The following is a 25869-nucleotide window of genomic DNA, read 5'->3' on the forward strand; positions in this document are numbered from 1 at the left end:
AGACCGCCGGGTGCGGGCTCCCCCGGGACGGATCAGCCGCCGGGACAGAGCCGCTGCGCTACCGGACAGGGCCACAGCCGGAACGTAGAGTCGCCGAGAGGCGGAGAGGTGACGTGAGCGAGCAGGTAAGCGGTGTGGTCGAGAGGATCGAGGACCTCGACGCGGCGGCGGTCTTCGCGTCCCACCGGGATCAGGTGATCCTCGCCGTACGCATCACCCCGGTGTTCAACACGCTCGATCTGGGGCTGGTCGCCGACGTGATCGACGCTGCCAACCGAGCCGGATTCGCGCTGGTGCGGGAGCGCTCGTTCCGCGACGAGTGGTTGCTATGCGTGTTCGACGCCTACGACACGACCCCGCCGGCATCGCCACCGGCCCCGCCGGCGCCCGTCCCCGCCGCATCATCCTGACGGCCGACGGCCGACGGCAGCCGAGACGCCGGCACCGAAGCCGACCGTCGCCCACGCCCGCCGCGTCGCGCTGACCGCGTGGGGCTACCGGACGGCCTGGAAGATCTCCCGGGTGGCGCTGGAGCGGTTGAGGGTGATGAAGTGCAGGCCAGGCGCCCCACCGTCGAGCAGGCGGCGGGACAGGTCGGTCGCCACCTCGATCCCGACCGCGCGCACCGCGGCCGGGTCGTCCGCGACCGCGTGCAACCGGGCGACGAGGTCGGCCGGGAGGCCGGCGCCGGACAGCTTCGCCATCCGGACGACCTGCGACACGTTCGTGACCGGCATGATCCCCGGGATGATCGGCTTGGAGCAGCCGAGCGCCCGGACCCGGTCGACCAGACGGAAATAGTCGTCGGCGCCGAAGAAGAACTGGGTGATGGCGTAGTCGGCGCCCGCGTCGAACTTGCCGACCAGGTAGCGGGCGTCGGCGTCCAGGTCCGGCGAGCGGGGGTGCTTGTCCGGGAAGGCCGCGACCCCGACGCAGAAGTCCCCGACCGAACGGACCAGGCGCACCAACTCGTCGGCGTGCTCCAGTCCCTGCGGATGCGCCGTCCAGACTCCCTGCGGGTCGCCCGGCGGGTCGCCACGCAGCGCCACCACGTTGCGCACCCCGGCGCCGGCATAGTTGCCGATCACCTGGCGGAGCTCGGCGATCGAGTGGTTGACGGCGGTGAGATGAGCGATCGGGGTGAGGGTGGTCTCACTCGCGATCCGCTCGGTCACCCGGATCGTGCCCTCGCGGGTGGAGCCGCCAGCACCGTAGGTCACCGACACGAACGAGGGACGCAGCGCCTCGATCTGCCGCAGCGCCGTCCACAGGTGGCGCTCACCGTCGGCGGTCCGGGGCGGGAAGAACTCGAACGAGAAGGACGGCTCGCCACTCGCGAGGAACTCGGCCATCGTCGTCGGTCTCGCGCTCACACTCCGAACCGCCGTCATGGCAAGAGGGTAACCCGGTAAGGACCACAGTCGGCGACACCCCCCGGATTTCCGCGCCATCGCAGGGACCCAGGCCGAGCCGTCAGATCGGCAGTGGGCCGAGCGGCGCGGTGATCCCGAGCTGGACCTGACCGGAGACGGTGCGGGCGACCACCCGTCGCTCGGCCCCGGGCACCGAGGCGAGATCCAGCTGGACGCCACGCGGATCGCCGGCCTCCACCGACACGTCGTACTCCGCGTCCGGCAGCATCACCGTCACCAGCCCGGACTCGCTCTGGGCATGCACACCGGCCGGCGGGCAGGCGAAGTGCAGACTCACGTCGCCGTTCTGGCTGCGGGCGGCCACTGACGCGGCGGCGGTCCCTGACGCGGCGGTCGGTACCGCGGCTGGTACGGACGTCGCCGCCGCGACGGGCCCCGCCGCGTCGGGCCCCGTCGCGGACAGGGCGCCAAGTTCCCGGCCGGCGATCGTGCCGTCCCGGGTGACCAGTGAGAGCTCCCCGGCGGCACCCCACAGGGTGATCTCGCCGGTGAGGACCTCGGCGCGCACCCGGGTGCCGACTGGCACCGCAAGCCTGACCCGCACCTCGCTGTACCGGCCGTCGATGCGAAGCAACGAACCCAAGGTCGTCACCCTAGGTGACGACCTGCCAGGTCGGCGGCGGACGGTGAGCTCGACGCGGACGTCGCCGCGGTCGCGGTCGGCCACCTCAACCCGACCAACAGCAACCCTCACCTCGATTGCGTCGATACCGTCAACGGTGTGGACGAGTTCGGCAGGCGGCAGCCGCAACAGGGACAGACCGCCCAGCGCGGCGGCCAGCAGTACGACGGCGATCACCACGACGAGGGTGTCGAGCACGGGCACACCGCACGGTACCCCGGGTGTCGATGACGGATGTCCGCCCGCGCGTGTCCGCCGTACTGCGCCGGTTCGCGGGCGACCGGACCCTGGCCCTGCTCGGCATCGACCCAGGCCTCGCCCCCTTCCTCGAGGTCGCCGAACAGGTGCTGCTCGGGGGCGGCAAGCTGCTGCGCCCAGCGTTCTGCTACTGGGGCTGGCGCGGCACGGGGCGGCCCGACTGCCCCGAGATTGTGACGGCCGCCGCCTCCCTGGAGGTGCTACATGCCTGCGCACTGGTGCACGACGATCTGATGGACGGTTCGAGCCTGCGCCGGGGACAGGCCAGCGCCCACCGTCAGCTCGCGGCGCTGCATCGCACCCGCGCACTGCCGGGGGGCCGGGCACTGCCCGGAGACGACGAGCGGTTCGGGCAGTCGGCCGCGATCCTGCTCGGCGACCTCTTCCTGTGCTGGGCGGATGACCTGCTGATGGCCAGCGGCCTGGACCCGGCGGCGTACACCCGGGCCTGGCCGACCTACTCGACGATGCGCGCGGAGCTCGTCGCTGGTCAGTACCTCGACCTCGCCAGCCATCCGCTGGACGTCGGCGATGAGGCGGCGACAGCGCCGGCTTCAGGGACAGCGCCGACTTCAGGGACAGCGCCGACTTCAGGGACAGCGCCGGCTTCGGAGACGGCATCGGTACGGATCGCCCGGATCGCGCGTTACAAGACCGCCGGCTACACGGTGATCCGCCCCCTGCAGCTCGGCGCGCTGCTCGCCGGTGCGCCGCCGGAGCTGCTGGCGGCCTATGCGGCCTTCGGCGGGCCGCTCGGGGAGGCCTTCCAGCTGCGGGACGACATCCTCGACCTGTTCGGCGACCCGGCGGTGACCGGTAAACCCGCCGGGGAGGACCTGCGCAATGGCCGGCCTAACGCCCTGGTCGACCTCGCCGTGCGCCACGCTGGCGGGCAGGATGCGGCCGGGCTGCGCACCGTGCTCGACCAGCGGGACGGGCCGGTGGCGCTCGAGTCGGCCCGGGCATTCGTCACGGCCAGTGGTGCACTCGAGCTGGCCGAGGAACGGATCACGGCCCGAGCCGCCGAGGCGCTGGCCGCGCTGCACGGCGCCGGGCTGGACGCCGCGACCGTGGCCGCGCTCACCCAGCTCGCGAACGCGGCCACCCGCCGAGCACAGTGAGCGCGGCACCGCGAGCGGGCGGACAGCAGACTGACCCTGCGAATCCGGCGGCACGCCGCGGCGGACACAGGCGCAAGCCCGACCTCACCGGCGGGCGGAAGGCGGGCTGATGCACACGGTGCAGGGGCCGACGGACCACGTCGTCATCGTCGGTGCGGGTCTGGGCGGCCTGTCCGCCGCGCTGCGGCTGGCCGGCGCCGGACGGCAGGTGACCGTGCTCGAGCGGGCCGCGGTCCCCGGCGGCCGGGCCGGGCAGCTCACCCTGGGCGGCTACCGGTTCGACACCGGCCCAACCGTGCTGACCATGCCCGAGCTGCTCGCCGACGCGCTGGACTGTGTGGGCGAGAACCTGGACGACTGGCTGACCCTCACCCGGCTGGACCCGATGTACCGGGCTTTCTTCGCCGACGGTTCGTCGCTGGACGTGCGGGCCGACCCAGCCGACACCGCGGCCGCGATCCGGCAGCTGTGCGGGCCGGCGGAGGCGGCGGGCTTCGAGCGGTTCGTCCGGCTGGTCACCGCGATGTTCCGGGTACAGTTCGCCCATTTCATCGACGCGCAGGTCGACTCGCCGCTGACGCTCGCCCGTCCGGCCCTGGCCCGCCTTGCCGCGCTCGGTGGTTTCCGCCGGCTCTCCGGCGTCGTCGGCCGGCACCTGCGCGACGATCGGACGCGGCGGCTGTTCTCCTTCCAGGCGATGTACGCCGGCCTCGCCCCGCACGACGCGTTGGCGCTCTACGCCGTCATCTCCTACATGGACTGCGTCGCGGGGGTGTACCACCCGGACGGGGGGATGCACACGGTCGCCGAGGCGCTCGCCGGGGCCGCGGCGAAACACGGTGTCACCCTGCGCTACGACACGACGGTCACCCGGGTGGAGCTGCGCGGCGAACGGGCCGTGGCGGTACACACCGCGGCCGGCGAGCGGATTCCCGCCGACGCGGTGGTACTCAACCCGGACCTGCCGATCGCCTACGCCGACCTGCTGCCGTCCGCTGCCGCGCCCGGCCGGCTGCGGCGGCTGCGCTATTCCCCGTCCTGCTGTCTGCTGCTCGCGGGCGCCCGTGCGGACTACCCGCACACCGCCCACCACACCATCCACTTCGGCCAGGCCTGGCGGCGGACCTTCCAGGAGATCATCGACCGGGGGGAGCTGATGAGTGACCCGTCGTTCCTGGTCAGCACGCCCTCGCGCAGCGACCCGACCTTGGCGCCCACCGGCGGGCACGCCTACTACGTGCTGTTTCCCACCCCTAACCTCACCGCCGGGCTGGACTGGTCGGTGCTCGGCCCCCGCTACCGGGACGAGATCGTCGCCACCTGCGAACGGCGGGGCTATCCCGGCCTCGGCGCGGCGATCGAGGTGGAGCAGGTGACCACCCCGGCGGACTGGCGGGCCCGTGGCATGGCGGCGGGCGCACCGTTCGCCGCCGCCCACACGCTCACCCAGACCGGCCCGTTCCGCCCTGGCAACCTCGCCCCGGGTCTGGCCAATGTGGTGTTCACCGGCAGCGGCACCCGCCCCGGAGTCGGGGTGCCGATGGTGCTCGTCTCCGGCCGGCTGGCCGCCGAGCGGATCCTCGGCCCCGATCCGGGCTACCGCTCCCGCGCGCTGCGCTGAGCGTCGGCCCGGATCGGCCGGCTCGGCACGCGTTGTTCCTGAACAGGGGCTTAGAACACCCTTGGAACCGGACCGTGCCGACTCCCTTGGTCCCCGGATTCGCGACGGGGCTGAAAGAATACCGGCATGGACGAAGGGCGTAGCCCGGCCGGCCTCGCGGCGCCGGACACCACCACGGACGCGGCGCTGCTCGAACGCGCCCTGTTCGAGATCAAGAAAGTGATCGTCGGACAGGACCGAATGGTCGAGCGCATGCTCGTCGCGCTGCTCGCCCGGGGGCACTGTCTGCTCGAGGGCGTGCCCGGCGTGGCGAAGACGCTGGCCGTGCAGACCCTGGCGACGGTCGTGGGCGGCTCATTCGTCCGCATCCAGTTCACCAACGACCTCGTCCCGTCCGACATCGTCGGCGCGCGGATCTACCGGGCCACGAGCGAGGCGTTCGACGTCGAGCTCGGCCCGGTGTTCGCGAACTTCGTGCTCGCCGACGAGATCAACCGGGCGCCCGCCAAGGTGCAGTCGGCGCTACTGGAGATCATGTCGGAGAAGCAGGTCTCGCTCGGCGGGGCCACCCACCCGCTGCCGAAGCCATTCCTGGTGCTGGCCACCCAGAACCCGATCGAGTCCGAAGGCGTCTACCCGCTGCCCGAGGCCCAGCGCGACCGGTTCCTGATGAAGGTCACCGTGCCGTACCCGAGCCCGGCCGAGGAGCTGGAGATCGTGCGGCGGATGGGCGTGCGCCCGCCGGTGCCCGAGCAGGTGCTGGACCCGGCGAAGCTCCTGCGGCTGCAGGAGCGGGCGGACAATGTCTTCGTGCACCACGCCATCCTCGAGTTCGCCGTGAACCTCGTGCTCGCCACCCGCGCGCCGGAACAGGCCGGCCTGCCGGAGCTGCGCGGCCATCTCGCCTACGGCGCCTCCCCCCGGGCCTCCCTGGGCCTGATCGCCGCCGCCCGGGCGCTCGGCCTGCTCCGCGGACGGGACTACGTGGTCCCGGACGACGTCGTCGCCGTCGCCCTGGATGTGCTGCCGCACCGCCTGGTGCTGTCCTATGAGGCACTCGCCGAGGGGCTCTCCGCCGACGCCATCGCGGCGCGCATCCTCGAGTCCGTTGCCCCGCCACAGGTCGCGCCCCGCCAACAGGCCCTCTACCAGCCCGGCCCGGTCGGCCCGACCGGGCCGCACACCGGTGTCTGGGGTACCAATCCCCGCTCGGGCTTCCCGGAATACCTCGCATGAGCCCGGACACCGCCGCGGCCGGCACCGCTGCGGCCGGCACCGACCCGGCGGTCGAGCGCACCCTGCGCCGGCTCGAGCTCACCGTGCTGCGCCGGCTGGACGGCATGCTGCTCGGCGATCACCTTGGCCTGCTGCCCGGCCACGGCACCGAGAAGGCGGAAAGCCGCGAGTACACCGTCGGCGACGACGTGCGCCGGATGGACTGGGCGGTCACCGCCCGCACCACCGTCCCGCACGTCCACGACCTCATCGCCGACCGTGAACTGGAGACCTGGGCTCTGGTCGACCTCACCGCGAGCAGCGAGTTCGGCAGCGGTGAACTGGACAAGCGCGACCTGGCGATCGCCGCGACCGCTGCCATCGGTTTTCTCACCGCTCGCACCGGCAACCGGATGGGCGCGATCGCGCTCACCCAGGCCGGGATGAGAACCTACCCCGCGCGCCCGGGCCGGGCCGGCCTGCGAGCGTTGCTGCACGCCCTGCTCACCACTCCCCGCAGCGCCCACGATCGGCCGCCGCGGCGCCCGGAGCCCGCCGCGGCCACCGATCTCGCTACCGCCGTGGCGGCCCTGATGCGCCCACCGCGGCGCCGCGGCCTCGCGGTGGTCATCTCCGACTTCCAGTCCACCGACCTCGGCTGGGAACGCCCCCTGCGGGCGCTGGGCGCCCGCCACCAGCTGCTCGCCGTCGAGGTGCTCGACCCGCTGGAGCTCGCGCTGCCGGCCGTCGGTCTGCTGCCCGTCGTCGACGCGGAGACCGGCGCGCTGCTGGAGGTGCCAACCTCCTCGCGACGTCTGCGGGAACGCTACGCGGCGGCCGCCGCGGCGCACCGTGGCGAGGTCGCGCACACCCTGCGCCGGGTCGGCGCCGGCCATCTCGTGCTGCGCACCGACTCCGACTGGCTGGTCGACATAGCCCGCTTCGCCGCGGCGAACCGCCGAGGCCGCGGCGCCGCCCGCCGTCCCCCGCTGGCCACGACGGGCCGCCGGTGAGTTTTCTCGCCGGCCACTGGCTGTGGCTCTACCTTCTGCTCGCGGCGCTGATCGCCGCGTACATCGCGGTGTCCCTGCGCCGCCGGGTCTACGCCGCCCGGCTGTCGTCGACGTCCGTGCTCGCCTCGGTCCTGCCGCGCCGGCCCGCCTGGTGGCGCCGGCACGTGCCCGCCGCCCTGCTGTTGTTCACCCTGGCCGGGCTGGTGTTCTCACTGGCTCGTCCGGCCCGCGCCGAACGGGTCCCCCGGGAACGCGCGACGATCATGTTGGCGATCGACGTGTCCAACTCGATGGCGGCCACCGACATCACGCCCACCCGGCTGGAGGCGGCCAAGCAGGGCGCCGAGGCCTTCGTCGACCAGCTCCCGCCGCGGATCAACCTGGGCCTGGTCTCCTTCGCGGGCAGCGCCGCCGTGCTGGTGCCGGCCTCCACCGACCGGGAGTCGGTCCGCGCGGGCATCCGCGGGCTGCAACTGGGCCCCGCCACCGCGATCGGCGAGGGCATCTTCGCCTGCCTGCAGGGCATCACCACCGCGGGCAAGCGGCTGTCCGAAGGCGGGCAGAGCGCCCCACCCGCCGCGATCGTGCTGCTCTCCGATGGCGAGACCACCCGCGGCCGGCCGAACTCCCAGGCCATCGACGCGGCCCGACAGGCCCACGTGCCAGTGGACACCATCGCCTACGGCACCGCCGGCGGCACGTTGGACGTCGGCGGCCAGGAGGTGCCCGTCCCGGTCAACGAGGAGGCGCTGCACGACATCGCCGACCAGACCGCCGGCTCCTACCACCGGGCCGCCAGCGGCGACGAGCTGCGCTCGGTCTACCGGGGGCTCGGCAGCTCCATCGGCTACCGAACCGAGTACCGGGAGATCACCACCTGGTTCCTGGGCCTGTCTCTGGCCCTGGGTTTCGCCGCCGCGGCCGCCTCGCTCGCCTTCACCTCCCGGCTGCCGTGAGCACTCGCCCATCGGCGACGGCCCAGCACGGTCGCCGGTCGTGAGGGAACTCGACGCCGCCGGCATCACCGAACCGTGTCTGCGGGCGTCCTACGTCCGGGCCCGGGAGCTGCACGCCGCGAACGGCCGCACCTACTTCCTCGCGACGCTGCTGCTCCCCCCGTGGAAACGTCCGCACGTGAACGCCCTGTACGGCTTCGCCCGGTACGCCGACGACCTCGTCGACGACCTCGACGCGCGGCTCAGCGACTCCGAGCGGGCCGCGGCGTTACGGGCCTGGGCCGAGCGCTTCCTCACCGCGCTGCGGACCGGCACGCCAGCCGACGACAGCCAGCCCCCCACCGGCGAGGTGTCGGTGCTTCCCGCGACGATCCACACTATCCGTCGGTTCGCGCTCGACCCGGAGCACTTCGCGTCGTTCCTCGCGTCCATGGCGATGGACCTGACCGTCACCGAGTACGCGACCTGGCAGGATCTGCTCGGCTACATGCACGGTTCGGCCGCCGTCATCGGCCTGCAGATGGTGCCGCTGCTCGAACCGATCGACGACAGCGCGCTGCCCTACGCCCGTGACCTCGGCCTCGCGTTCCAGCTGGCGAACTTCATCCGCGACGTCGGCGAGGACCTGCGCCGCGGCCGGGTGTACCTGCCGGCGGAGTCCTTGGACCTGTTCGGCGTCACCCGCGAGCGTCTGGCCGCCGGCGTCGTGGACGGCCCGGTGCGGCGCCTGCTCGCCTTCGAGATCAGCCGCGCCCGGGAGCTGTTCCGCTGCGCGGAGCCCGGCATCCGGCTGCTGCACCCGACCTCACGCGACTGCGTCCGCACCGCGTTCGTGCTTTACCGCGCCATCCTCGACGAGGTGGAACGGGCCGACTACCAGGTGCTGGACCGACGCGTCTCGGTCGCGACCCGCCGCCGGCTGGCGGTGGCCGGGCCGGCGCTCCTGCGGGCCCGCCAGGCCCGCCGCCGCGACCATGCCACCACCGACGCCCGTGCCGTCAGCGGCGGCCGGGCCGGCGCTCAGAGGAGCTCGCGCCCACCCAGGTAGGGGCGCAGCACCTCGGGCACCCGCAGCCGCGCGTCGGCGGTCTGGTGGTTCTCCAGCAACGCCGCGAGCAGCCGCGGGGTGGCCACCGCGGTGTTGTTCAGCGTGTGGGCGAAGTGGATGGTGCCGTCCGGGTCGCGGTAGCGCAGGTTCGCCCGGCGGGCCTGCCAGTCATGCAGCGTCGAGCAGCTGTGCGTCTCGCGGTAGCGGCCCAGCGACGGGAACCAGGTGTTGATGTCGTTCATCCGGAACTTGCCGACGCCCATGTCGCCGGTGGCGCATTCGACCACCTCGTAGCTCAGGCCGAGGTCGGTCAGGATGCGCTCGGCGGTGGCCAGCAGCTCCGCGTGCCAGCGGGCCGACTCGGCCTCGTCGGCGGCGCACAGCACGAACTGCTCGACCTTCTCGAACTGGTGCACCCGCAGCAGGCCACGCACGTCCCGGCTGGCGCTGCCGATCTCCCGGCGGAAGCTCGGCGCGATCCCGGCGTAGCGCAGCGGCAGCCGGGCCGCGTCGAGGATCTCGCCCGCGTGCAGGCCGACGAGGGCGACTTCCGCCGTACCGGCGAGGAACAGATCGTCCGCGGGGATCTCGTAGATCTCCTCGCGGCCCTTCGGCAGCATCCCGGTTCCGACCAGCGGCTCCTCGCGGACCAGCGCCGGCACCGCGATCGGGGTGAACTCCCGCCCCCGCAACAGGTCCAGTGCGTAGGAGTGCACCGCCCGCTCGAGCAGCACCAGGTCACCGACGAGGGCGTAGGCCCGCTCGCCGGCGACCCGGCGGGCGCGGGCGAACTCGGCCCAGCCACGCCGCTCGGCGAGCTCGACGTGGTCCAGTGGGGTGAAGTCGAACTGCGGCGGCGCGCCGACGGTGCGCAGCACCACGTTCGCCGACTCGTCCGGGCCGATCGGCGCCCCCGACCAGGGGATGTTCGGCACCTGCAGCATCAGCTCGGCGAGGCGGGCGCCGGTGCGCGCGAGGTGCTCGCGGTTCTGGGTGAGCTGGCGGTCGAACGCCTCCTGCTCGGCGCGCAGTTCCGCACGACGCGCCTCGTCGGCCTTCGCGAACTGCTTCGAGCGGCTGCGCCGCTGCGCCTGCGCCTGGTCGACCTCGAACTGGAGCTTGCGGTTCTCCTGGTCGAGCTGGAGCAGTTCGTCGACATCCAGGTCGACACCCTTGGCCACGACCGCGTCCCGGACGGCCTGCGGGTTGTCCCGGATGAATCGCTTGTCGAGCATGTGTCGCGTCAGCCCCTGAGTGGATCCGCACAGTGGCGGTGCCGCATCGCACCCCCCGGGCAACGCTATCAGTCGCCCGCTGGGCACAGCCGGCGCACAGGCGCCGCCGGCATGCTGATCCGGGGTGCCTCACCCTGGCCAACACGGAACAACAGTTACCGTGTGGAACGGTTGCGGTGCCGGTGCCCGACAGGGCGTGCGGGCGCGACGGTTGCGGACCGTCACGCCAGGAACCGCCACTCGAGAAGATGTCGAGGAGACGAGGAGGAGCGGCGACGGTGGCCACCAGTTCAAAGGATCGACGCCAGCGCGAGCTAGCCGAGGCCAGGGCCGCCCGGCAGGCCCAGCGGCGCCGGGACACTCAGCGCCGGCGCCAGCAGCGGCTGGCCATCGTGGCCGGCTTCGTCGTGGTCGTCGTCGCCGCGTCGGCGATCGCCGCGATCCTGCTCACCGGCCAGGACCACGACGACGACCAGAGCACCGCCACGGCGGACGCAGGTGCCACCGCGAGCGCTCCGGCGGCCGCGGCGGCCCCGGCGACCAGCAAGGTCGGCGCGTGCGTGTACACCTCCAACGGCGATTCCCCGGCCCGCAACGCCACCCTGCCGAAGGCCGCCGGCACCGTCGACACCTCCCCCGCCACCATGGTGATCAACACCAGTGCGGGCACGATGACCGCGACCCTGGATCCCGCCAAGGCTCCCTGCACGGTGCACGCGCTGCTTACCCTCGCCGACGCGAAGTACTTCGACGACACCGCCTGCCATCGGGAGACCGCCGGGCAGGCAGGCGGCATCTTCGTCCTGCAGTGCGGCGACCCGACCGGCTCCGGCTCCGGCAGCCCAGGCTACGGGTACGCGAACGAGAACACCTCCGGCGTCACCTACGACCGCGGGGTGCTCGCGATGGCGCACAGCTCCGAGCCGAACAGCAACGGCAGCCAGTTCTTCATCAACTACGCCAACCCGACGAAGGACGGCGCGGCGGCCCTGGCCGGCGGCTACACCGTCTTCGGCAGGATCACGCAGGGCCTGGACGTGCTGGACAAGCTCACCAGTCCCGGCGTCGAGGGCGGCGGGTCGGACGGCGCCCCGACCAGCAAGGCGAAGATCACCTCGATCACCGTCTCGCAGGGCGGCTGACGCCCTGGGCCGGCCCGGCTGACCTTCTCGTGGCACACCCCCGCGGGAAGGTCGGCCCGCGGGTAAGCCCTAGCCCTAGCCGGCCCAGCGGCGGATCGTGTCGATCCGGGCCTGGAGCTGGGCGGCGGTGGCCTGGCCGCTCGGCGGGCCCCCGCAGGAACGCCGCAGCTCGGCGTGGATCATCCCGTGCGGCTTGCCGGTGCGGTGGAAGTGCGCGCCGACCAACCGGTTGAGCTCCTTGCGCAGCTCACCGATGATCTCGTGCTTCGGCCTCGACGCCGCGGCCTCGTCGGCATCACCGGCCGCGTCGCCGGCGGTGCCGGTACGGGCGGCGGGCACAGTCGGCGGCTGCGGAGCGCCCTTCGCCGCCTCCTTGCGCGCGGCGGCCTGCTGGGCGGCCTGGCGCTGGCGCAGCAGGACGGCCACCTGATCGGGTTCCAGCAGGCCAGGCAGCCCGAGGAAGTCCTCCTCCTCGACCGAGCCGACCGCGGCCGGAGTGCCGAACTCGCCACCATCGAAGATCACTCGGTCCAGGTGGGCCGACGAGCCGAGCGCGGTGAACAGCGTGTCCGGCTGGTCGGGGGCGTCCCGGCGCCGGTTCGCCTCGCGCAGCGCCTCGTCGTCGAAGGCGTCCGGGTCGCGCGGGGACTTCTCCAGCGCGTGGTCGCGCTGGACCTCCATCTCCCCGGCGAGGGCCAGCAGGGACGGCACGCTCGGCAGGAACACCGACGCCGTCTCACCCCGCCCGCGACCCCGCACGAACCGCCCGACGGCCTGGGCGAAGAACAGCGGCGTCGACGCCGAGGTGGCGTATACCCCGACGGCGAGGCGCGGCACGTCGACGCCCTCGCTGACCATCCGCACTGCCACCATCCAGCGGTCGGCGGAACGCCGGAAGTTCTCGATCTTCGATGACGCCGTCGGGTCGTCGGAGAGGATGACCGTCGGCGAGGCTCCGGTGATCCGGGCCAGGATGCCCGCGTAGGCCCGGGCCGTCGCGTGATCGGTGGCGATGACCAGGCCACCGGCATCGGGCATGCCACCGGCGCGCACCTGGGACAGCCGGGTGTCGGCGGCGGCGAGAACGGCCGGCATCCAGTCGCCGCGCGGGTCGAGTGCCGTGCGCCAGGCGGCGGCGGTCTGCTCGCCGGTCAGCGGCTCACCGAGGCGGGCGGACAGCTCCGCGCCGGCGCTGGTCCGCCAGGACATCTCGCCCGAGTAGGCCAGGAACAGCACCGGGCGCACGACGCCGTCCCGCAGGGCGTCGGCGTACCCGTAGGACGAGTCCGCGACGCTGCGCAGCACGCCGTCGGTCCCGGGCAGATAGGTGACGAACGGGATGGGGTTGACGTCCGAGCGGAAGGGCGTCCCGGTCAGGGCGAGCCGGCGCGCGGCCGGGGCGAACGCCTCCCGGACCGCCTCCCCCCAGGACAGCGCGTCCCCGGCGTGGTGGACCTCGTCGAGGACGATGAGCGTGCGCCGCGCGCCGGTGCGGGCCCGGTGCAGCGCCGGATGGGCCGCGACCTGCGCGTAGGTCACCGCGACACCCGTGTAGTCGGACGAGGTCGCGCCGGCGGCGTTGCGGAAGTCCGGGTCGAGGTCGATGCCGACCTCGCTGGCGGCCGCCGCCCACTGCCGTTTGAGGTGCTCGGTGGGAGCGACGACGGTGATCCGACTGATCTCGCCGGACGCGAGCAGATCGGCGGCGATCTGCAGGGCGAAGGTCGTCTTGCCCGCGCCCGGGGTCGCCACGGCGAGGAAGTCCCGGGCACCCGACGCCGTGCGGGAACGGTAGATCTCCAGAGCCGCCCGCTGCCAGGCCCGCAGCGGCCGCGGGGGGGCGCCGGATCCGGGCGGTCGAGGTCGACGGTCGAGGGGTCCGGCTCTCACCCCCTCACTCTAGAAGGCCGGGCCCTCGCGGGCGAAGGCGACGCCCGGAGACAGCGAGGGCGGCGCCGTCGAGATGGCGATCGCGATGACGGCGATGACGATGGCCGACGCCCGGCCGCGGCGGGGGCGGCTGGGCCGGTGCGGTAGAACCTTTCTGGGAGGTGTCCTTCTCCCAAGAGATCTCCTTCTCCTGGAGACCCTCTTCCTGGAGATCCCCGCGCACTCCTCGGTGGATGCCCAGCCGCTGAGCCGGGTAGCCGGCCTCATCGGGTGCCAACCGGGGGAACGCGGACCATCCGCGGACCAAAGAGACCACATTTTTCCGCCACTGGTCCCGGACGGACCACGGACGGTATGACCGGCATATCTCACTGAGGGTTAAGCTCCAGGAGTCAACCGATTGACTTCGGAGGCCCCCATGCAGCTCACGACCGGTCCTTCGGCAGCGGCCCGGACCCCCGCGGCCGGCTCGTCCCCTGAGGACACCACGCGGCCTGGCCGCGGGCCGGTGACCCGCACGCCGAACGTCCGGTTGCGCCTGAGCCGGGAGGAGCGAGGCTGGTCGCAGGAGCGACTCGCCACCGAGATCCGCCGCTTCTCCGTGGTGCACGAAGGCCGCGAGGCCGGGGTGACCGGAAACATGATCTGTAAGTGGGAGAAGGGGGACAAGAAACCCAGCCTCCGCTATCAGCGACTGCTTCGCGCCCTATTCGGCCGGTCGTCGGTGGAACTGGGATTCGTTGACGACGAGGCGGTACCCGCCGTCGGCGCAATGCGGGCGGACGCAATGCGGGTGGAAATGGGCCGTCCGGCCGGGCCCGCGGCGACGGGCACCCTCGGCGTCGTGCACCCGGTCGCGGGCGCCGTCTCCGGCGCGGCCGCGCTGCTGTCCGGCTCGGGCAACGTGATTGATCCCAACGGCCTGCCCGTGGAGCGCCGCGACGTGCTGCGCCTGCTCGCCGCCGCGGGCGGGGTGGCGGTCGTCCCGCTGGGCGTCGGCGCCGACGGGCCGCCCTGGGAGCGGCTGTCCGCGGCGCTGCGCCGACGGGCCAGCGTCACCCCGGAACTCGCCGACGAGCTGGGCCAGCACACCGCGGGCCTGTACGGACTGGAGGAACGGGTTCCGGCCCGGATGCTCATGCCGCGGGTCACCGATCATCTGGAGCGGCTTATCCAGCTGCTGGAATCCACTGGACGTTCCCCCGTGCGCCGCTCGCTGACCTCGACGGCCGGCGAGACCGCGGCGCTGGCGGGCTGGCTCGCCTTCGACAGCAACGACCTGCCCGCGGCGACGGCCTACTACCGGGTCGCGATCGAGGCCGCCCGGGACGCCGACGACCACGGCCTGTGGGCCTGTGTGCTCGGCTACGAGAGCTACCAGACCGCGAGCCAGGGCCGACACGACCAGGCCTGTGCCCTGCTCGGCGAGGCCCAGCGGCGCGCCGCGGCCGGCAGCACGGTGATGACCCGGGCATGGCTCGCCGCGCGGGAGGCCGAGGAGCAGGCCGCCCGGGGAGAGGGCCGGGCGGCGCTGACCGCGCTGGACCGGGCGCAGGACGCCTTCGACCGCGGGGAAAGCGGCGGCGGGCGGGTCTGGACGCATTTCTTCGACCGCGGTCGGCTTGATGGGCTGAAGGTCACCACATACACCCGACTGCGCCGGCCGGCAGCGGCGTTCGCGGCGGCGACCGAGGCGCTGCGGGCCGCGGCGCCGGGCGCGACGAAGAAGCGTTCCCTGCTGCTCAGCGACATCGCCGAGGTGCATATCCAGCGACGCGAGATCGATGCTGCCTGTCACTTCGCCGCCGAATCACTGGCGATCGTCGCGCAGACGGACTTCTCCCTCGGGCTGGCCCGTATCCGCCGTACCCGGGAGCACCTGCGCCCCTGGCAGCACACCCAGCTCGTGCGCGACCTCGACGACCAGCTACGCGCCCTCGCCTGATCGCCGCCCCGAGCTCCGCGCTCGTACCGTGCGGCGATGCCGGTGTCACCGCACGGAGGGTGCCGTCTCCGCGCTGATCCAGTCAAGATAGTTCGCGTGGCCGGCGACTATCGGCGTGGCAATGATCTCGGGATTGTCATAGGGATGCAGGACGACCAGTCGCTCACGCATCTCGTCGAATCGCTCGGTGGTGGTTTTCGCCAGACAGAGCCATTCGTCGGCCTGCTCGATCCCGCCCTTCCAGCGATAGATGCTGCGCATCGGGCCGAGCACCTGGAAACAGGCGACCAGGCGGTCCTCCACCAGCGCGCGGCCTATACGCTCGGCGCCTTCCTGGGAGTCGATACTGACGATGACCTGCAGGTGACCCATGCGCACTCCCTCTGGAAACGGGGACACGCGAGATACTCTACATCCATGGATCCCATCCGCCGTTGAATTTTCGGCGCCCCGAAGAGCCGGCCGCATTCCACTCGCCGACATTCTGCCGTAATCTACCCGGAACGGATGGGAATCGAGACTGGGTGTTTACATTCAGTCGATGCGGAGGGCACTTTCCGGGGTGGAATCACCACGCTGTGCGCGCGGAAGAGCGGCCGAAACGTCGCGGGCTGAGCAGATTCGTCGCCCAGACGACATCCTTCCGCCACGATCTCACCGTGAGTAAGGCCCGGACAGAGGGGGCTGCCCCCACGGGTATCCCCTCCCCTCGAACGGGGTTGTCCCGCTGGGAACAGAGATCCCACCGAGGGCGGCCGGTCAGGGGCGCGGACCGAGGGCCGCGTTCGGGTCGGCCCCGGGGACCGGGCCCACGGCCTGCGACCGTGGCTGTGGCTGTGGCCGTGGCGAGCGGGGCTGTACCTGCGTCTGGCAGGCCCGGTAGCAGTCGTAGACACCGCCAACCCGGCGGACGGCGGCGAGGACCCGGCCGAGCTGCTCGAGCCCGGTGACCTCCAAGGTGAACCGGGCATGGGCGACCAGGTCATCCGATGTCGTGGTGGAGGCCGCCCGGACCGATACCGAGGTCTCGGACAAGGCCTCGGTGATATCGGCCAGCAAACCGTAGCGGTCGAACGCCTCGACGGCGATCTCCGCAGGAAAGCTCGTGACCTGCGAAACGGTCCAGGTCGTCACCGGTACCCGTTCCCGTTCCGCGCATACCTCGGTGGCGTTCGCGCACTCCCGGCGATGCAGGGCGGCGACATTTCCATGCGTGGTCAGGCCGACCACGGCGTCGCCAGGCAGCGGCAGACAACATCGCGCCAACCGGACCAGCGTGCGAGCACCGGTCCGGTCCTCGGCGACCGCGGAAAGGCCAGCCGGGCGGCCCCGAGGCGCGGCAATGGCCGCGGCCGACTGCACGGGACCCGCCGACGCGGCGGCGTTGTCGGCACCCGGGGCAGGGTCCGCGTGCCGACCGGTCCCCGCGAGGAGAGCAGGACCTACGGGCAGCGGCCCCGGCGCCCCCGTGGACGTCGGCGTCCGCGCCGTGTTGGCCGGCTCGGGCGCGAGGAATCCGGTCGGACGGCTCCCGGCCGGCGCCGGCATCGTCGGCGGCGACGCCGCAACGCGGCGGACCCGGGCCAGATGGCGACGAATGCGTACCCGAGCGCGGGAGGTCTTCACGAACCGGAGCCAGTCCTCCGACGGCCCGGCCCCGGACAGGTTGGACGTGAGGATCTCCACCACATCGCCGTTGCGCAGCCGGGTGTGCAGTGGGACGAGCCGGCCGTTGACCCGGGCGCCGATCGCCCGGTGACCCACGTCGGTGTGCACCGCGTAGGCGACGTCCACCGGGGATGATCGCGCCGGCAGCGCGATCATCTTCCCGCGCGGGGTGAAAGCGAGCACCTCGTCGGACTCCAGATCCGACGACAGGGACTCGAGGAACTCGTCGGAGTCGACGGTGTCCTCCTGCCAGTCCAGCAGGCTGTGCAGCCAGGACAGGCCCTCCAGCCGGGCTCCGTCGGCCCCGGCACCCACGGGACGGGCGATGATGCCCGTCTCGGCCAGCTGGTGCATCGATGAGGTGCGGATCTGGATGTCGATGCTGCGGCCACCGTCGTCGACGACGGTGGTGTGCAGCGACTGGTACATGTTGAACTTCGGCGTGGCGACAAAGTCCCGCAGCCGGCCCGGCACCGGGCGCCACAGGGCATGGATCACGCCGAGCGCCGCATAGCAGTCCGTGATCTCGTCGACGAGAACGAGCACCCGGACGATGTCGGTGTAGTCCCGCGGGGCGCGGGCCCGCTCCTGGGCCCGCTTGTAGATGGAGAACAGGTGGCTGGCGCGGACGGCGACCTCACCGTCGATGCGGGCGGAGGCGAGCCCGGACCGCAGCCGGGAGACCATCGCGGCCACGGCTGCGCTCTGCCGCTCGGCGGCGCTGAACTCGTCGACGACCGTGGCGATCCGGGCGTACTCGGCGGGATGCAGCACCGCGAAGGCCCGGTCCTCGAGCTCACGCTTGATGACGCTGACGCCGAGCCGGTGGGCCAGCGGCGCGAGGATCTCGAGCGTCACCCGGGAGATCTTCACCTGTTTGGCCGGGGACATGAAGTCGAGCGTGCGCATGTTGTGCAGCCGGTCGGCGATCTTGATGACCAGCACCCGGTAGTCCCGGGCAAGCGCGACGATGAGCTTGCGCAGCGTCTCGGCCTCGGCGGCCTCCCCGAAACGCATCTTGTCGAGTTTCGTGACTCCGTCGACGAGGTTGGCCACCTCCCCGCCGAACTCCTCGGTCACCGCGCCCAGCGAGTACCCGGTGTCCTCGACGGTGTCGTGCAGCAGGGCGGCGATCAGAGTGGTCGTGTCGACGCCAAGCTCGGCGAGCGCCTCGGTGACGGCCAGTGGATGGCTGATGTACGGGTCGCCGCTGCGCCGCATCTGGCCGGCGTGCAGCCGCTCGGCGACCCCGTAGGCGTGCACGAGCGCGCCGATGTCGGCCCGCGGATGGTAGTCGCGGTGGGCCTCGACGATGTCGCGCAGCTCGGGAGGCACCTGCGACATGCGCGGCGCGGCCATCCGCCGGGCCAGGTGCGCGAGGCGCACGCTTGCCTGGCGGGCCGCCGACAGCGCCCGGGAGGGATCGTCGGCCGACTCGGACTGGGCCAGCGTCGGGGCCAGCCCGCCGCCGGCCGGAAAGCCGGCACCTACCGTCTCCGCGTCCACAGCGCCCCCTTATGTCTCCGCACGGCCCGGTTCTTCAGGCCTGCACGCCAGAGGTGACGCGGAAACAGTCGTAGACCCCGGCTAGGGACCGGACCGCGCTCAGGATGTTCCCGAGGTGCTTCGCGTCGCCCATCTCAAAGGTGAAACGGCTGACCGCGACGCGGTCACGGGTCGTGGTGACCGATGCGGACAGGATGTTTACGTGCCGGTCGGACAGCACCCGCGTGACGTCCGACAGCAGTTTGGTGCGGTCGGCCGCCTCGACCTGGATGACGGCGAGGAACACCGAACCCGACGACGGCGCCCAGCCGACCTCGACGAGACGGTCGTGCGGCCCGCCGCGCAGTCCGGTGAGGTTGACGCAGTCGCCGCGGTGCACCGACACGCCCTTGCCGCGGGTGACGAACCCGGCGATCTCGTCCCCGGGCATCGGGGCGCAGCAGCGGGCGAGCTTCGTCCACACGTCGGGCGCACCGGTGACCAGGACGCTTGGCTCGCCGGTGGAGCGGCGCAGCGTGCGGATCGGCAGTTCGGTCTCGCCGACGTCCTCCTCTGCCCCCTGCGGGCCACCGAGGGTTGCCAGCAGCCGGTTCACGACCGCCGCCGCGCTCAGGTGGTTCTCTCCCACCGCCGCGTAGAGCGCCGCGACGTCCGGGTAGCGCATGTCCTTGGCGAGTCCGAGCAGCGCGTCGCCGCTCATCAGCCGGGACAGGGGCAGGCCATGGCGGCGCATCGCGCGGCCGATGGCGTCCCGGCCGGCGACGATCGCGTCCTCGCGCCGCTCGCGCGCGTGCCACTGCCGGATCTTCGCGCGGGCCCGGGACGAGCGGACGAACATCAGCCAGTCCTCGCTGGGTCCGGCTGAGGGAGCCCGCGAGGTGAAGATCTCCACGGTGTCGCCGTTGTCGAGTTTGGTGTCGAGCGCCGCGATCCGACCGTTGATCCGCGCGCCGACGCAGCGGTGGCCGACGTCGGTGTGCACCGCGTAGGCGAAGTCCACCGAGGTCGAGCCGACCGGCAGCGGGATGACGTCGCTCTTCGGGGTGAAGACGAACACCTCGTCGGTCTCCGCGGCGAAGCGCAGGCTGTCGAGGAACTCGCCGGGGTCGGCCGACTCGCGCTGCCAGTCGAGCACCTGGCGCAGCCAGGTCGTGAGGTCTGGCTCGCCGCCGCCGCGGCGCTTCGCGGAGCGGGGGCTCGCCGACGGGCGGGCGGCGACGCCATCCTCCTTGTACTTCCAGTGCGCGGCGATACCGTACTCGGCCCGGTTGTGCATGGCGTGCGTGCGGATCTGCAGCTCGACCGGCTTGCCGTCGGGGCCTATGACCGTCGTGTGCAGCGACTGGTACATGTTGAATTTCGGCATCGCGATGTAGTCCTTGAACCGGCCGGGAATCGGCTTCCAGTTCGCATGGACGTTACCGAGTGTAGCGTAACAGTCGCGTACCGAGTCGACCAGGATGCGGATGCCGACCAGGTCGTAGATGTCGTCGAACGAGCGGCCCCGCACGACCATCTTCTGGTAGATCGAGTAGTAGTGCTTCGGCCGCCCGGAGACGACGGCCTTGATCCGCGAGTCCCGCAGGCCGGTCTGCACCTGGCTGATCACATCGGCCAGGTAGACGTCGCGGCTCGGGGCGCGGTCCGCCACCAGCCGGACGATCTCGTCGTACCGCTTGGGGTAGAGCGCGGCGAAGGAGAGGTCCTCCAGCTCCCACTTGAGCGAGTTCATGCCGAGCCGGTGGGCCAGGGGCGCATACACCTCAAGCGTCTCGCGGGCCTTGCGCTCCTGCCTGTGCTCGGGCAGGAAACGCAGCGTACGCATGTTGTGCAGCCGGTCGGCGAGCTTGACCACCAGCGCACGGGGGTCGCGCGCCATCGCGACGACCATCCGCCGGATGGTCTCCGCCTGCGCCGCCTCCCCGACCTTCACCCGGTTCAGCTTGCTGACCGCGTCGACGATGAGGGCGATCTGATCGCCGAACGTCTCCCGAATCACCTCGACGCCCAGCGACGTCTCCTCCAGCGTGTCGTGCAGGAGGGCCGCGGCCAGCGTCGGGGGGTCCATGCCGAGATCGGCGAGGATGCCCGCCACCGCGATGGGATGGCTGATGTAGGGATGGCCGGAGAAGCGCACCTGGCCGGCATGCGCCGCGTCGGCGATCTCGAAGGCCCGCTGCACCAGGGAGATGTCCGCCCGCGGGTGGTTGGCGAGCAGCCCGCGCAGCACCGGATCCAGCGCGGAGGACGGCGTGGCCCGGTGGGTGGCCAGCCGGGACAGCCGCCCACGCACCCGGCGCGGCAACGGCGGCGACTCGTGCCCGAGCCTCGGGATGACCGACGACGTCTGCGAGCCCGCCGTGGGCTCCTCGCCCGGGACGGATCCGTCCTGGGCCTGGCCCTGGGCCGGATCCAGCCGATCCGGCTCACAGGCGGTGCCCGGGCGTGAGGCAGCCGCCGCCGGCTTCGGCTCCCGGGTGGGGGCCGAGGCGGGCGACGTCGCTCCGGTGGTCACCGGTGCTGCCTCAGGCACGGGCCGCTCCTGTAAAGGGCTGGACATCGAGCCTAACGCCATGGCATCAGGATGCCTTCCGCAGACTCGCGACCGACCAGGTCAGATCGTTAGAAGTGGGACAATGTCGAGCGGGGCCACCCGGTCGCGGCCGGGCAGGAAGGACAACTCCATGAGCACCGCGAGCGCGGCCACCTCGGCGCCACACCCGGTCAGCAGGCCGTGTGCCGCGGCTGCCGTGCCTCCAGTGGCCAGCACGTCATCCACCAGCAGCACCCGCCCGCCCACGGGCACCGCGTCCGCGCGGATCTCGATGGTGGCGCTGCCGTACTCCAGGTCGTAGGTGGCGCTGCGGACCGGCCCCGGCAGCTTGCCCTTCTTGCGGATCGGTACCAGTGCCGCCCCGATCCGGTCGGCGACCGGAGCGGCCAGCAGGAAGCCGCGGGCCTCAATGCCCGCGATCGTGGTCACGCCTAGCTCCCTCGCCACGTCCGCGAGTGCACCGATCACCACACCGAACGCGGCGGGTGACGACAGCAGGGGGGTGATGTCCTTGAACACGACGCCCGGCTGCGGCCAGTCCGGGATATCCCGGATGTGGTCACGCAGCACGTCAGCGGCCACGCTGTTCGCGACGGACCGCTGGGGTACCGCCTCGCCGATGCCTGTCATCGTTCTGTTCATCCCACTTTCGGGTTAGTCCGCTGTTGGTGTTCCAGGCGGCCCGGCACTGCCGGGGCCGCACGCGGGACCCGCCCGGCTCCTTGGGTGTTTCCTGGGTCGTGTTTCCTGGTCGACGTTTCCTACCGTCGTTTCTTACCGCTCGGCCGGCCCCCCCCGCCCGGCCTGCGCCCGCCCGCGCGGCGGGGGGCGACTCCTGGCCCGGGCCGAGGAGGCGTCCCACCGAGGTTCACGCCGGCGGGAACCGGCTCGCGGGGCCCGCGGGCACCCACCGGCCCCGCCGTCGCGCCGAGGTCGTCCAGCTCCGCACCGTCGCCTGGTCCGTCCACGCCGTGCGGGTCGTCCAGTCGGGGCCCGTGGGCGCCGCCCGTCGGCGCGGGCGTGACCCCGGCGGCCTCCGACCGGGCGCGCCGTGCCCGTTCCCGACCGACCCTGGCGTCGAGGGCCGCCACCGCCGGGTCGGAGCGCTTGAGGTCCACCAGCAGCGGGGTGGCGAAGAACAGCGACGAGTAGGTACCGGACGCGATGCCGACGAACTGGGCGAGCGCCAGGTCCTTCAACGTACCGGCGCCGAGCAGCCCGGCCCCCACGAACAGCAGTGACGCCACCGGGATGAGCGCGATCAGCGAGGTGTTGAGCGAACGGACCAGCGTCTCGTTCAGCGCGTCGTTCGTCGCCTCCGCATAGGTACGCCGGCTCGATGTCGCCATCCCCGCGGTGTTCTCCCGCACCCGGTCGAACACCACCACCGTGTCGTACAGGGAGAAGCCGAGGATCGTCAGCACGGCAATCACCGTGGACGGCGTTACCTCGAACCCGACCAGCGAGTAGACGCCCATCGTGACGACGAGGTCATGGATCAGCGCGGCCATCGCGGCCGCCGCCATCTTCCACTCGAACCGCACCGACAGATAGATCATGACAAGCACGAGGAAGACGACCAGGCCCTGGATCGCCTTCTTGGTGATCGTCGTGCCCCAGGACGAGCCGACCGTCGACACGGCGATGTTGCGGTCCGGGTCGGAGATCCGGAACTTCTTCGCCAGCGCGTCGGTCAGCTGCTCGGTCTGCGGGTCGCTGAGGGTACGGGTCTGCACCCGGAACTGGTGCGAGGTCTCGAGCTGCTGGACGACGCTGTCCGACGGGTCGATCCCGACGCTGGACAGCGTGTCGTCGACCTGCTCGACGGTGCCGCCGCCCGTCGGAAGCTGGAAGACCGCGCCGCCGGAGAAGTCGATGCCGAGGCTGAACCCCCGCACGATCATGCTGAGGACGCACACGGCGAGGACGACGCCCGACACCGCGTACCAGACTCGGCGGCGGCCGACGAAGTCGACACTGAAGTCGCTGCGGTAGATCCGCGTGAGCAGTGACATCGGCTCAGCTCTCCCGCTTCTGCCCGGCCGGCGCCGGCCGCTTGGCAAGGCGCGCCCGGGTGGTGACGGGGGGCGGCGCCGCACCGGCCCGCCCACCGACCTGCTTCGGACTCAGCCCCGAGAAGCGGCTGGCCGAGAACAGCCGGCGCCGCACCAGCAGCGCCACCAGCGGCCGGGTGAAGATGAACATGATCAGGATGTCGCTCAGCGTCGAGAGGCCCAGTGTGAAGGCGAACCCGCGCACCGAGCCGATCGACAGGATGTACAGCACCGCGGCGGCGAGGAACGACACGGTGTCGGCGGCGAGCATCGTACGCCGGGCCGCGGGCCAGGCCCGGTCGGCGGCCACCCGAACCGTCCGGCCGGCCCGCACCTCGTCCTTGATCCGTTCGAAGTAGACGACGAACGAGTCCGCGGTGACCCCGATCGAGACGATCAGACCGGCGATGCCGGCAAGGGTCAGCGTGAAGCCGATCGCGCTGCCGAGCAGCACGACCGAGGCGTAGATGATCCCGCCGCTGACCACCAGCGACGCCACCACGACGATTCCCAGCGCCCGGTAGTACAGGAACGAGTAGGCGATGACGAGGATCAGGCCGATCGCGCCGGCGAGCAGGCCGCCGTGCAGTGACTCACGGCCCAGCGTGGGCGAGATCGACTCCGCCTGGGACCGCTCGAAGGCCAGCGGCAGCGCACCGTAGCGCAGGACGTTGGCGAGGTCCTCGGCGTCGGACTGGTTGAACGACCCGGAGATCTGGGCCGTGCCGGCGATGCGCTCGTTGGTCTCGGGCGCCGACTGCACGACGCCGTCCAGCACGATCGCGACCTGCTTGCCGATCGTGTCCTCGGTGAGCTTGGTGAACTTGCCCTGGCCGGAGCCGGTGAAGTCGACGTTCACCACCCACTGGCCGGTGTTGATCGAGGTGGTGCCACCGCCGCCCTGCAGACCGGCGGACGCCGTCTTCACGTCGGTTCCGACGACCTTGGCCGGCATCAGCAGGTATTTGCTGGTGCCGCTACGGTCACAGGCCGCGATCCAGTCCGTCGGCTTGTCGGTGCTCGCCGCGGAGCGGCGCACGTCGGTGGGCTTGCAGGTCAGCGCGGTGTACCGGGCGACGACGCTGTCCGGCGGGGTGGCCGCGGCGGCGGTCGAGGCCGGGCCGCTGGGCTTCGCCGGCGCCGGAGCGGCCGACGCTGCCGGCGGTGCCGAGGCCGCGGGCGTGCTGGTGGCAGCCGGCGCGGCGAGCACCGTCGAGCTGGATCCCGCGGCGGAGTAGGAGATCGCCTGAACCGCGAGCCCGTGGCCCGCTCCGCCCGCGCCCAGCGCCGCCGGCCGCTGCGAGGCCGACGGACTCGGCTGTGTCGTCGCACCGGAGGTGCTCGCGCTCGGGGTCGCGGCGGGAGTCGGCGCGACCGACGAGCCCGCCGACGGGGTGGCACTCGCGGCGGGTGCGGGCGTCGGCGGGGCGGTCGCCGTGGCCGCCTCGGTCGCGGCCACCTGACGGAAGCGCAGCTCCGCGGTCTGGCCGACCAGGTCGACGACATCGCTGCGACCACGGCCGGGCACCGAGATCTCGATCTGGTTCCCGGTCCGGTGGACCTCGGACTCGGCCACGCCAAGTCCATCCACCCGCTGGCGGATGATGTCCACCGCCTGGTTGATCGCGCCCGAGTTCACCGACTGGCCGCCGGTGGCTCGGGGGGTGAGGATGACACTCGTCCCGCCCTGCAGGTCGAGTCCTAGCCGGGGGGTCCAGGTGCTGGTGATGGCCATCAGGCCGTAGAGCACGGCGAACAGCCCCACGAGGATCCCCAGCCGGGTCCATGGGGAGGTTCCCGCGGAAACCCGTGCCGAGCGGCGTGCCACGTGCGAGTCCCTTCCTCACGCACCGGGTGACCGGCGCTGGTTCGCCTCGCCGTTGCCCGGAGCGGCGGTGCTCAACATACCCAAACGAATGTCACCGAGGGTACGTTCCGAGCCCCCGGCGGTGACACGATGCGGCGCACCGTGGTTGCGCGCCGCTCTGCGTCACAGCTCCTTACGAGGCGGACCGGGAGTGCCCGCATCCGGGTCGGCCGCCTCCGCAGTGCCCGTGCCCGTGTCCGTGTCGGTACCGGACGGTCCGGACCCTCCCCCCGCCTTAGCGTCGTCGGCCTCGGCGACCGACGTGCCCTCGGCGGCGACGGCGTCGGGTTCGTCGCCAGCGTCGTGGTCGTCGGTGGCGCTGTCCTGCTCCGGCGCGCTGATGGCCCGGGCGATCGCGCTGCGACTGAAGCGACACACCACATCCGGGGCGATCTCGAGCAGGATGTCGCCATCGTCGATCTCCACGACGGTCGCATACAGCCCGGCCGTGGTCATCACCAGGGTGCCGGGCACGATGCGTGACACTTCCTGCTGCTGGGACCTCGTGCGGCGGCGCTGCATCGAGAAGATGTAGACCACGGCGAGAACAAGCAGCAGCGGGATCAGGAACCCCCCGATCGATCCGCCCCCACCGTCGCCCGCCGCCGTTGCCGCTGTCACCAAGCCGCCCACGTCCTGCCCTCCTGAACTGTTGCGGCGATCGTACGTATCGAACGGGTGCGCACGGTGGGCAGGGCCCAGGTGTCCGGTTTGCGCGGGC

General features: G+C 72.2%; 20 protein-coding genes. 9 read left to right on the forward strand and 11 right to left on the reverse strand.

All coding sequences use genetic code 11. The features are described 5' to 3' along the window. Positions 1 to 113 precede the first annotated feature (113 nt). Positions 114 to 410: a hypothetical protein gene (locus MXD95_RS01735; protein WP_250638707.1), complete on the forward strand. Its 297-nt coding sequence runs from the start codon at positions 114 to 116 to the stop codon at positions 408 to 410. A gap of 84 nt (positions 411 to 494) precedes the next feature. Here the strand turns inward: MXD95_RS01735 and metF are convergent, their stop codons facing one another. Both metF and MXD95_RS01745 read right to left on the reverse strand, forming a co-directional pair. Continuing rightward, positions 495 to 1391 carry a methylenetetrahydrofolate reductase [NAD(P)H] gene (gene metF, locus MXD95_RS01740; RefSeq protein ID WP_250638708.1) on the reverse strand — a complete coding sequence of 299 codons (897 nt, stop codon included), beginning with the start codon at positions 1389 to 1391 and terminating at the stop codon, positions 495 to 497. Between the two features lie 82 nt (positions 1392 to 1473). Next, positions 1474 to 2259, reverse strand: a complete 786-nt coding sequence (locus MXD95_RS01745) for a hypothetical protein (protein WP_308301426.1) — start codon at positions 2257 to 2259, stop codon at positions 1474 to 1476. Positions 2260 to 2303: 44 nt separating this feature from the next. Here MXD95_RS01745 and MXD95_RS01750 point away from each other — a divergent pair, with 44 nt between their 5' ends. The 6 genes from MXD95_RS01750 to MXD95_RS01775 all read left to right on the forward strand — a co-directional run bounded on the left by MXD95_RS01750 (position 2304) and on the right by MXD95_RS01775 (position 9287). Beyond that, positions 2304 to 3434, forward strand: a complete 1131-nt coding sequence (locus tag MXD95_RS01750) for a polyprenyl synthetase family protein (protein ID WP_250638709.1) — start codon at positions 2304 to 2306, stop codon at positions 3432 to 3434. Between the two features lie 109 nt (positions 3435 to 3543). Beyond that, positions 3544 to 5055 (forward strand): phytoene desaturase family protein, encoded by a 1512-nt coding sequence (gene crtI, locus MXD95_RS01755; protein ID WP_250638710.1) that lies wholly within the window; start codon positions 3544 to 3546, stop codon positions 5053 to 5055. Between the two features lie 126 nt (positions 5056 to 5181). Beyond that, positions 5182 to 6291 (forward strand): AAA family ATPase, encoded by a 1110-nt coding sequence (locus MXD95_RS01760; RefSeq protein ID WP_250638711.1) that lies wholly within the window; start codon positions 5182 to 5184, stop codon positions 6289 to 6291. Beyond that, positions 6288 to 7283 (forward strand): DUF58 domain-containing protein, encoded by a 996-nt coding sequence (locus MXD95_RS01765; protein WP_250638712.1) that lies wholly within the window; start codon positions 6288 to 6290, stop codon positions 7281 to 7283. Before MXD95_RS01760 ends, MXD95_RS01765 begins: the two co-directional genes overlap by 4 nt. Further along, positions 7280 to 8239, forward strand: a complete 960-nt coding sequence (locus MXD95_RS01770; protein WP_250638713.1) for a VWA domain-containing protein — start codon at positions 7280 to 7282, stop codon at positions 8237 to 8239. The genes MXD95_RS01765 and MXD95_RS01770 overlap by 4 nt, the downstream gene beginning before the upstream one ends. A gap of 40 nt (positions 8240 to 8279) precedes the next feature. Next, entirely contained in the window at positions 8280 to 9287 is a 1008-nt protein-coding gene (locus MXD95_RS01775; RefSeq protein WP_250638714.1) for a phytoene/squalene synthase family protein, read from the forward strand. Here the strand turns inward: MXD95_RS01775 and serS are convergent. Next, positions 9260 to 10522, reverse strand: coding sequence for a serine--tRNA ligase (gene serS / locus MXD95_RS01780; RefSeq protein ID WP_250638715.1), 1263 nt, complete (start codon positions 10520 to 10522; stop codon positions 9260 to 9262). The two genes, MXD95_RS01775 and serS, sit on opposite strands and share 28 nt — an antisense overlap. Positions 10523 to 10800: 278 nt before the next feature. Between serS and MXD95_RS01785 the strand changes: the two genes are divergently transcribed. Then, positions 10801 to 11664, forward strand: a complete 864-nt coding sequence (locus tag MXD95_RS01785; protein ID WP_250638716.1) for a peptidylprolyl isomerase — start codon at positions 10801 to 10803, stop codon at positions 11662 to 11664. Positions 11665 to 11739: 75 nt separating this feature from the next. Here the strand turns inward: MXD95_RS01785 and MXD95_RS01790 are convergent, their stop codons facing one another. Continuing rightward, on the reverse strand, positions 11740 to 13554 hold the full coding sequence (locus MXD95_RS01790) for a DEAD/DEAH box helicase (RefSeq protein ID WP_250638717.1): 1815 nt from the start codon (positions 13552 to 13554) through the stop codon (positions 11740 to 11742). A gap of 418 nt (positions 13555 to 13972) precedes the next feature. Between MXD95_RS01790 and MXD95_RS01795 the strand changes: the two genes are divergently transcribed. Beyond that, complete coding sequence (locus MXD95_RS01795) at positions 13973 to 15499, forward strand: helix-turn-helix domain-containing protein (RefSeq protein WP_250638718.1); 1527 nt, start codon at positions 13973 to 13975, stop codon at positions 15497 to 15499. 45 nt (positions 15500 to 15544) lie between these two features. Here the strand turns inward: MXD95_RS01795 and cutA are convergent, their stop codons facing one another. The 7 genes from cutA to yajC form a co-directional block, all read right to left on the reverse strand. After that, the gene (cutA, locus tag MXD95_RS01800) at positions 15545 to 15871 is read right to left on the reverse strand and encodes a divalent-cation tolerance protein CutA (RefSeq protein WP_250638719.1); all 327 of its coding nucleotides are present in this window, start codon (positions 15869 to 15871) and stop codon (positions 15545 to 15547) included. A gap of 387 nt (positions 15872 to 16258) precedes the next feature. Then, a complete protein-coding gene (locus MXD95_RS01805; RefSeq protein WP_250638720.1) occupies positions 16259 to 18673 on the reverse strand; it encodes a RelA/SpoT family protein in 2415 nt (804 codons plus the stop codon). Between the two features lie 34 nt (positions 18674 to 18707). After that, positions 18708 to 21206 (reverse strand): RelA/SpoT family protein, encoded by a 2499-nt coding sequence (locus tag MXD95_RS01810; protein WP_250638721.1) that lies wholly within the window; start codon positions 21204 to 21206, stop codon positions 18708 to 18710. A gap of 81 nt (positions 21207 to 21287) precedes the next feature. Next, entirely contained in the window at positions 21288 to 21857 is a 570-nt protein-coding gene (locus MXD95_RS01815; protein ID WP_250638722.1) for an adenine phosphoribosyltransferase, read from the reverse strand. A gap of 131 nt (positions 21858 to 21988) precedes the next feature. Beyond that, complete coding sequence (gene secF / locus MXD95_RS01820; RefSeq protein WP_250638723.1) at positions 21989 to 23242, reverse strand: protein translocase subunit SecF; 1254 nt, start codon at positions 23240 to 23242, stop codon at positions 21989 to 21991. 4 nt (positions 23243 to 23246) lie between these two features. Then, entirely contained in the window at positions 23247 to 25109 is a 1863-nt protein-coding gene (secD, locus tag MXD95_RS01825) for a protein translocase subunit SecD (RefSeq protein WP_250638724.1), read from the reverse strand. A 162-nt stretch (positions 25110 to 25271) separates the two neighbouring features. Further along, positions 25272 to 25781 (reverse strand): preprotein translocase subunit YajC, encoded by a 510-nt coding sequence (gene yajC, locus MXD95_RS01830; RefSeq protein ID WP_250638725.1) that lies wholly within the window; start codon positions 25779 to 25781, stop codon positions 25272 to 25274. Between the last annotated feature and the right edge of the window lie 88 nt (positions 25782 to 25869).

The sequence above is a fragment of the Frankia sp. AiPa1 genome (assembly GCF_023243075.1).
Lineage (GTDB): Bacteria > Actinomycetota > Actinomycetes > Frankiales > Frankiaceae > Frankia.

Coding starts and splice junctions, on each gene's coding strand:
- MXD95_RS01760 (WP_250638711.1), top strand. CDS start 5,182: ATGGACGAAGGGCGTAGCCCGGCCGGCCTCGCGGCGCCGGACACCACC.
- cutA (WP_250638719.1), bottom strand. CDS start 15,871: ATGGGTCACCTGCAGGTCATCGTCAGTATCGACTCCCAGGAAGGCGCC.
- secF (WP_250638723.1), bottom strand. CDS start 23,242: ATGTCACTGCTCACGCGGATCTACCGCAGCGACTTCAGTGTCGACTTC.
- crtI (WP_250638710.1), top strand. CDS start 3,544: ATGCACACGGTGCAGGGGCCGACGGACCACGTCGTCATCGTCGGTGCG.
- metF (WP_250638708.1), bottom strand. CDS start 1,391: ATGACGGCGGTTCGGAGTGTGAGCGCGAGACCGACGACGATGGCCGAG.
- MXD95_RS01795 (WP_250638718.1), top strand. CDS start 13,973: ATGCAGCTCACGACCGGTCCTTCGGCAGCGGCCCGGACCCCCGCGGCC.
- serS (WP_250638715.1), bottom strand. CDS start 10,522: ATGCTCGACAAGCGATTCATCCGGGACAACCCGCAGGCCGTCCGGGAC.
- MXD95_RS01815 (WP_250638722.1), bottom strand. CDS start 21,857: ATGACAGGCATCGGCGAGGCGGTACCCCAGCGGTCCGTCGCGAACAGC.
- MXD95_RS01765 (WP_250638712.1), top strand. CDS start 6,288: ATGAGCCCGGACACCGCCGCGGCCGGCACCGCTGCGGCCGGCACCGAC.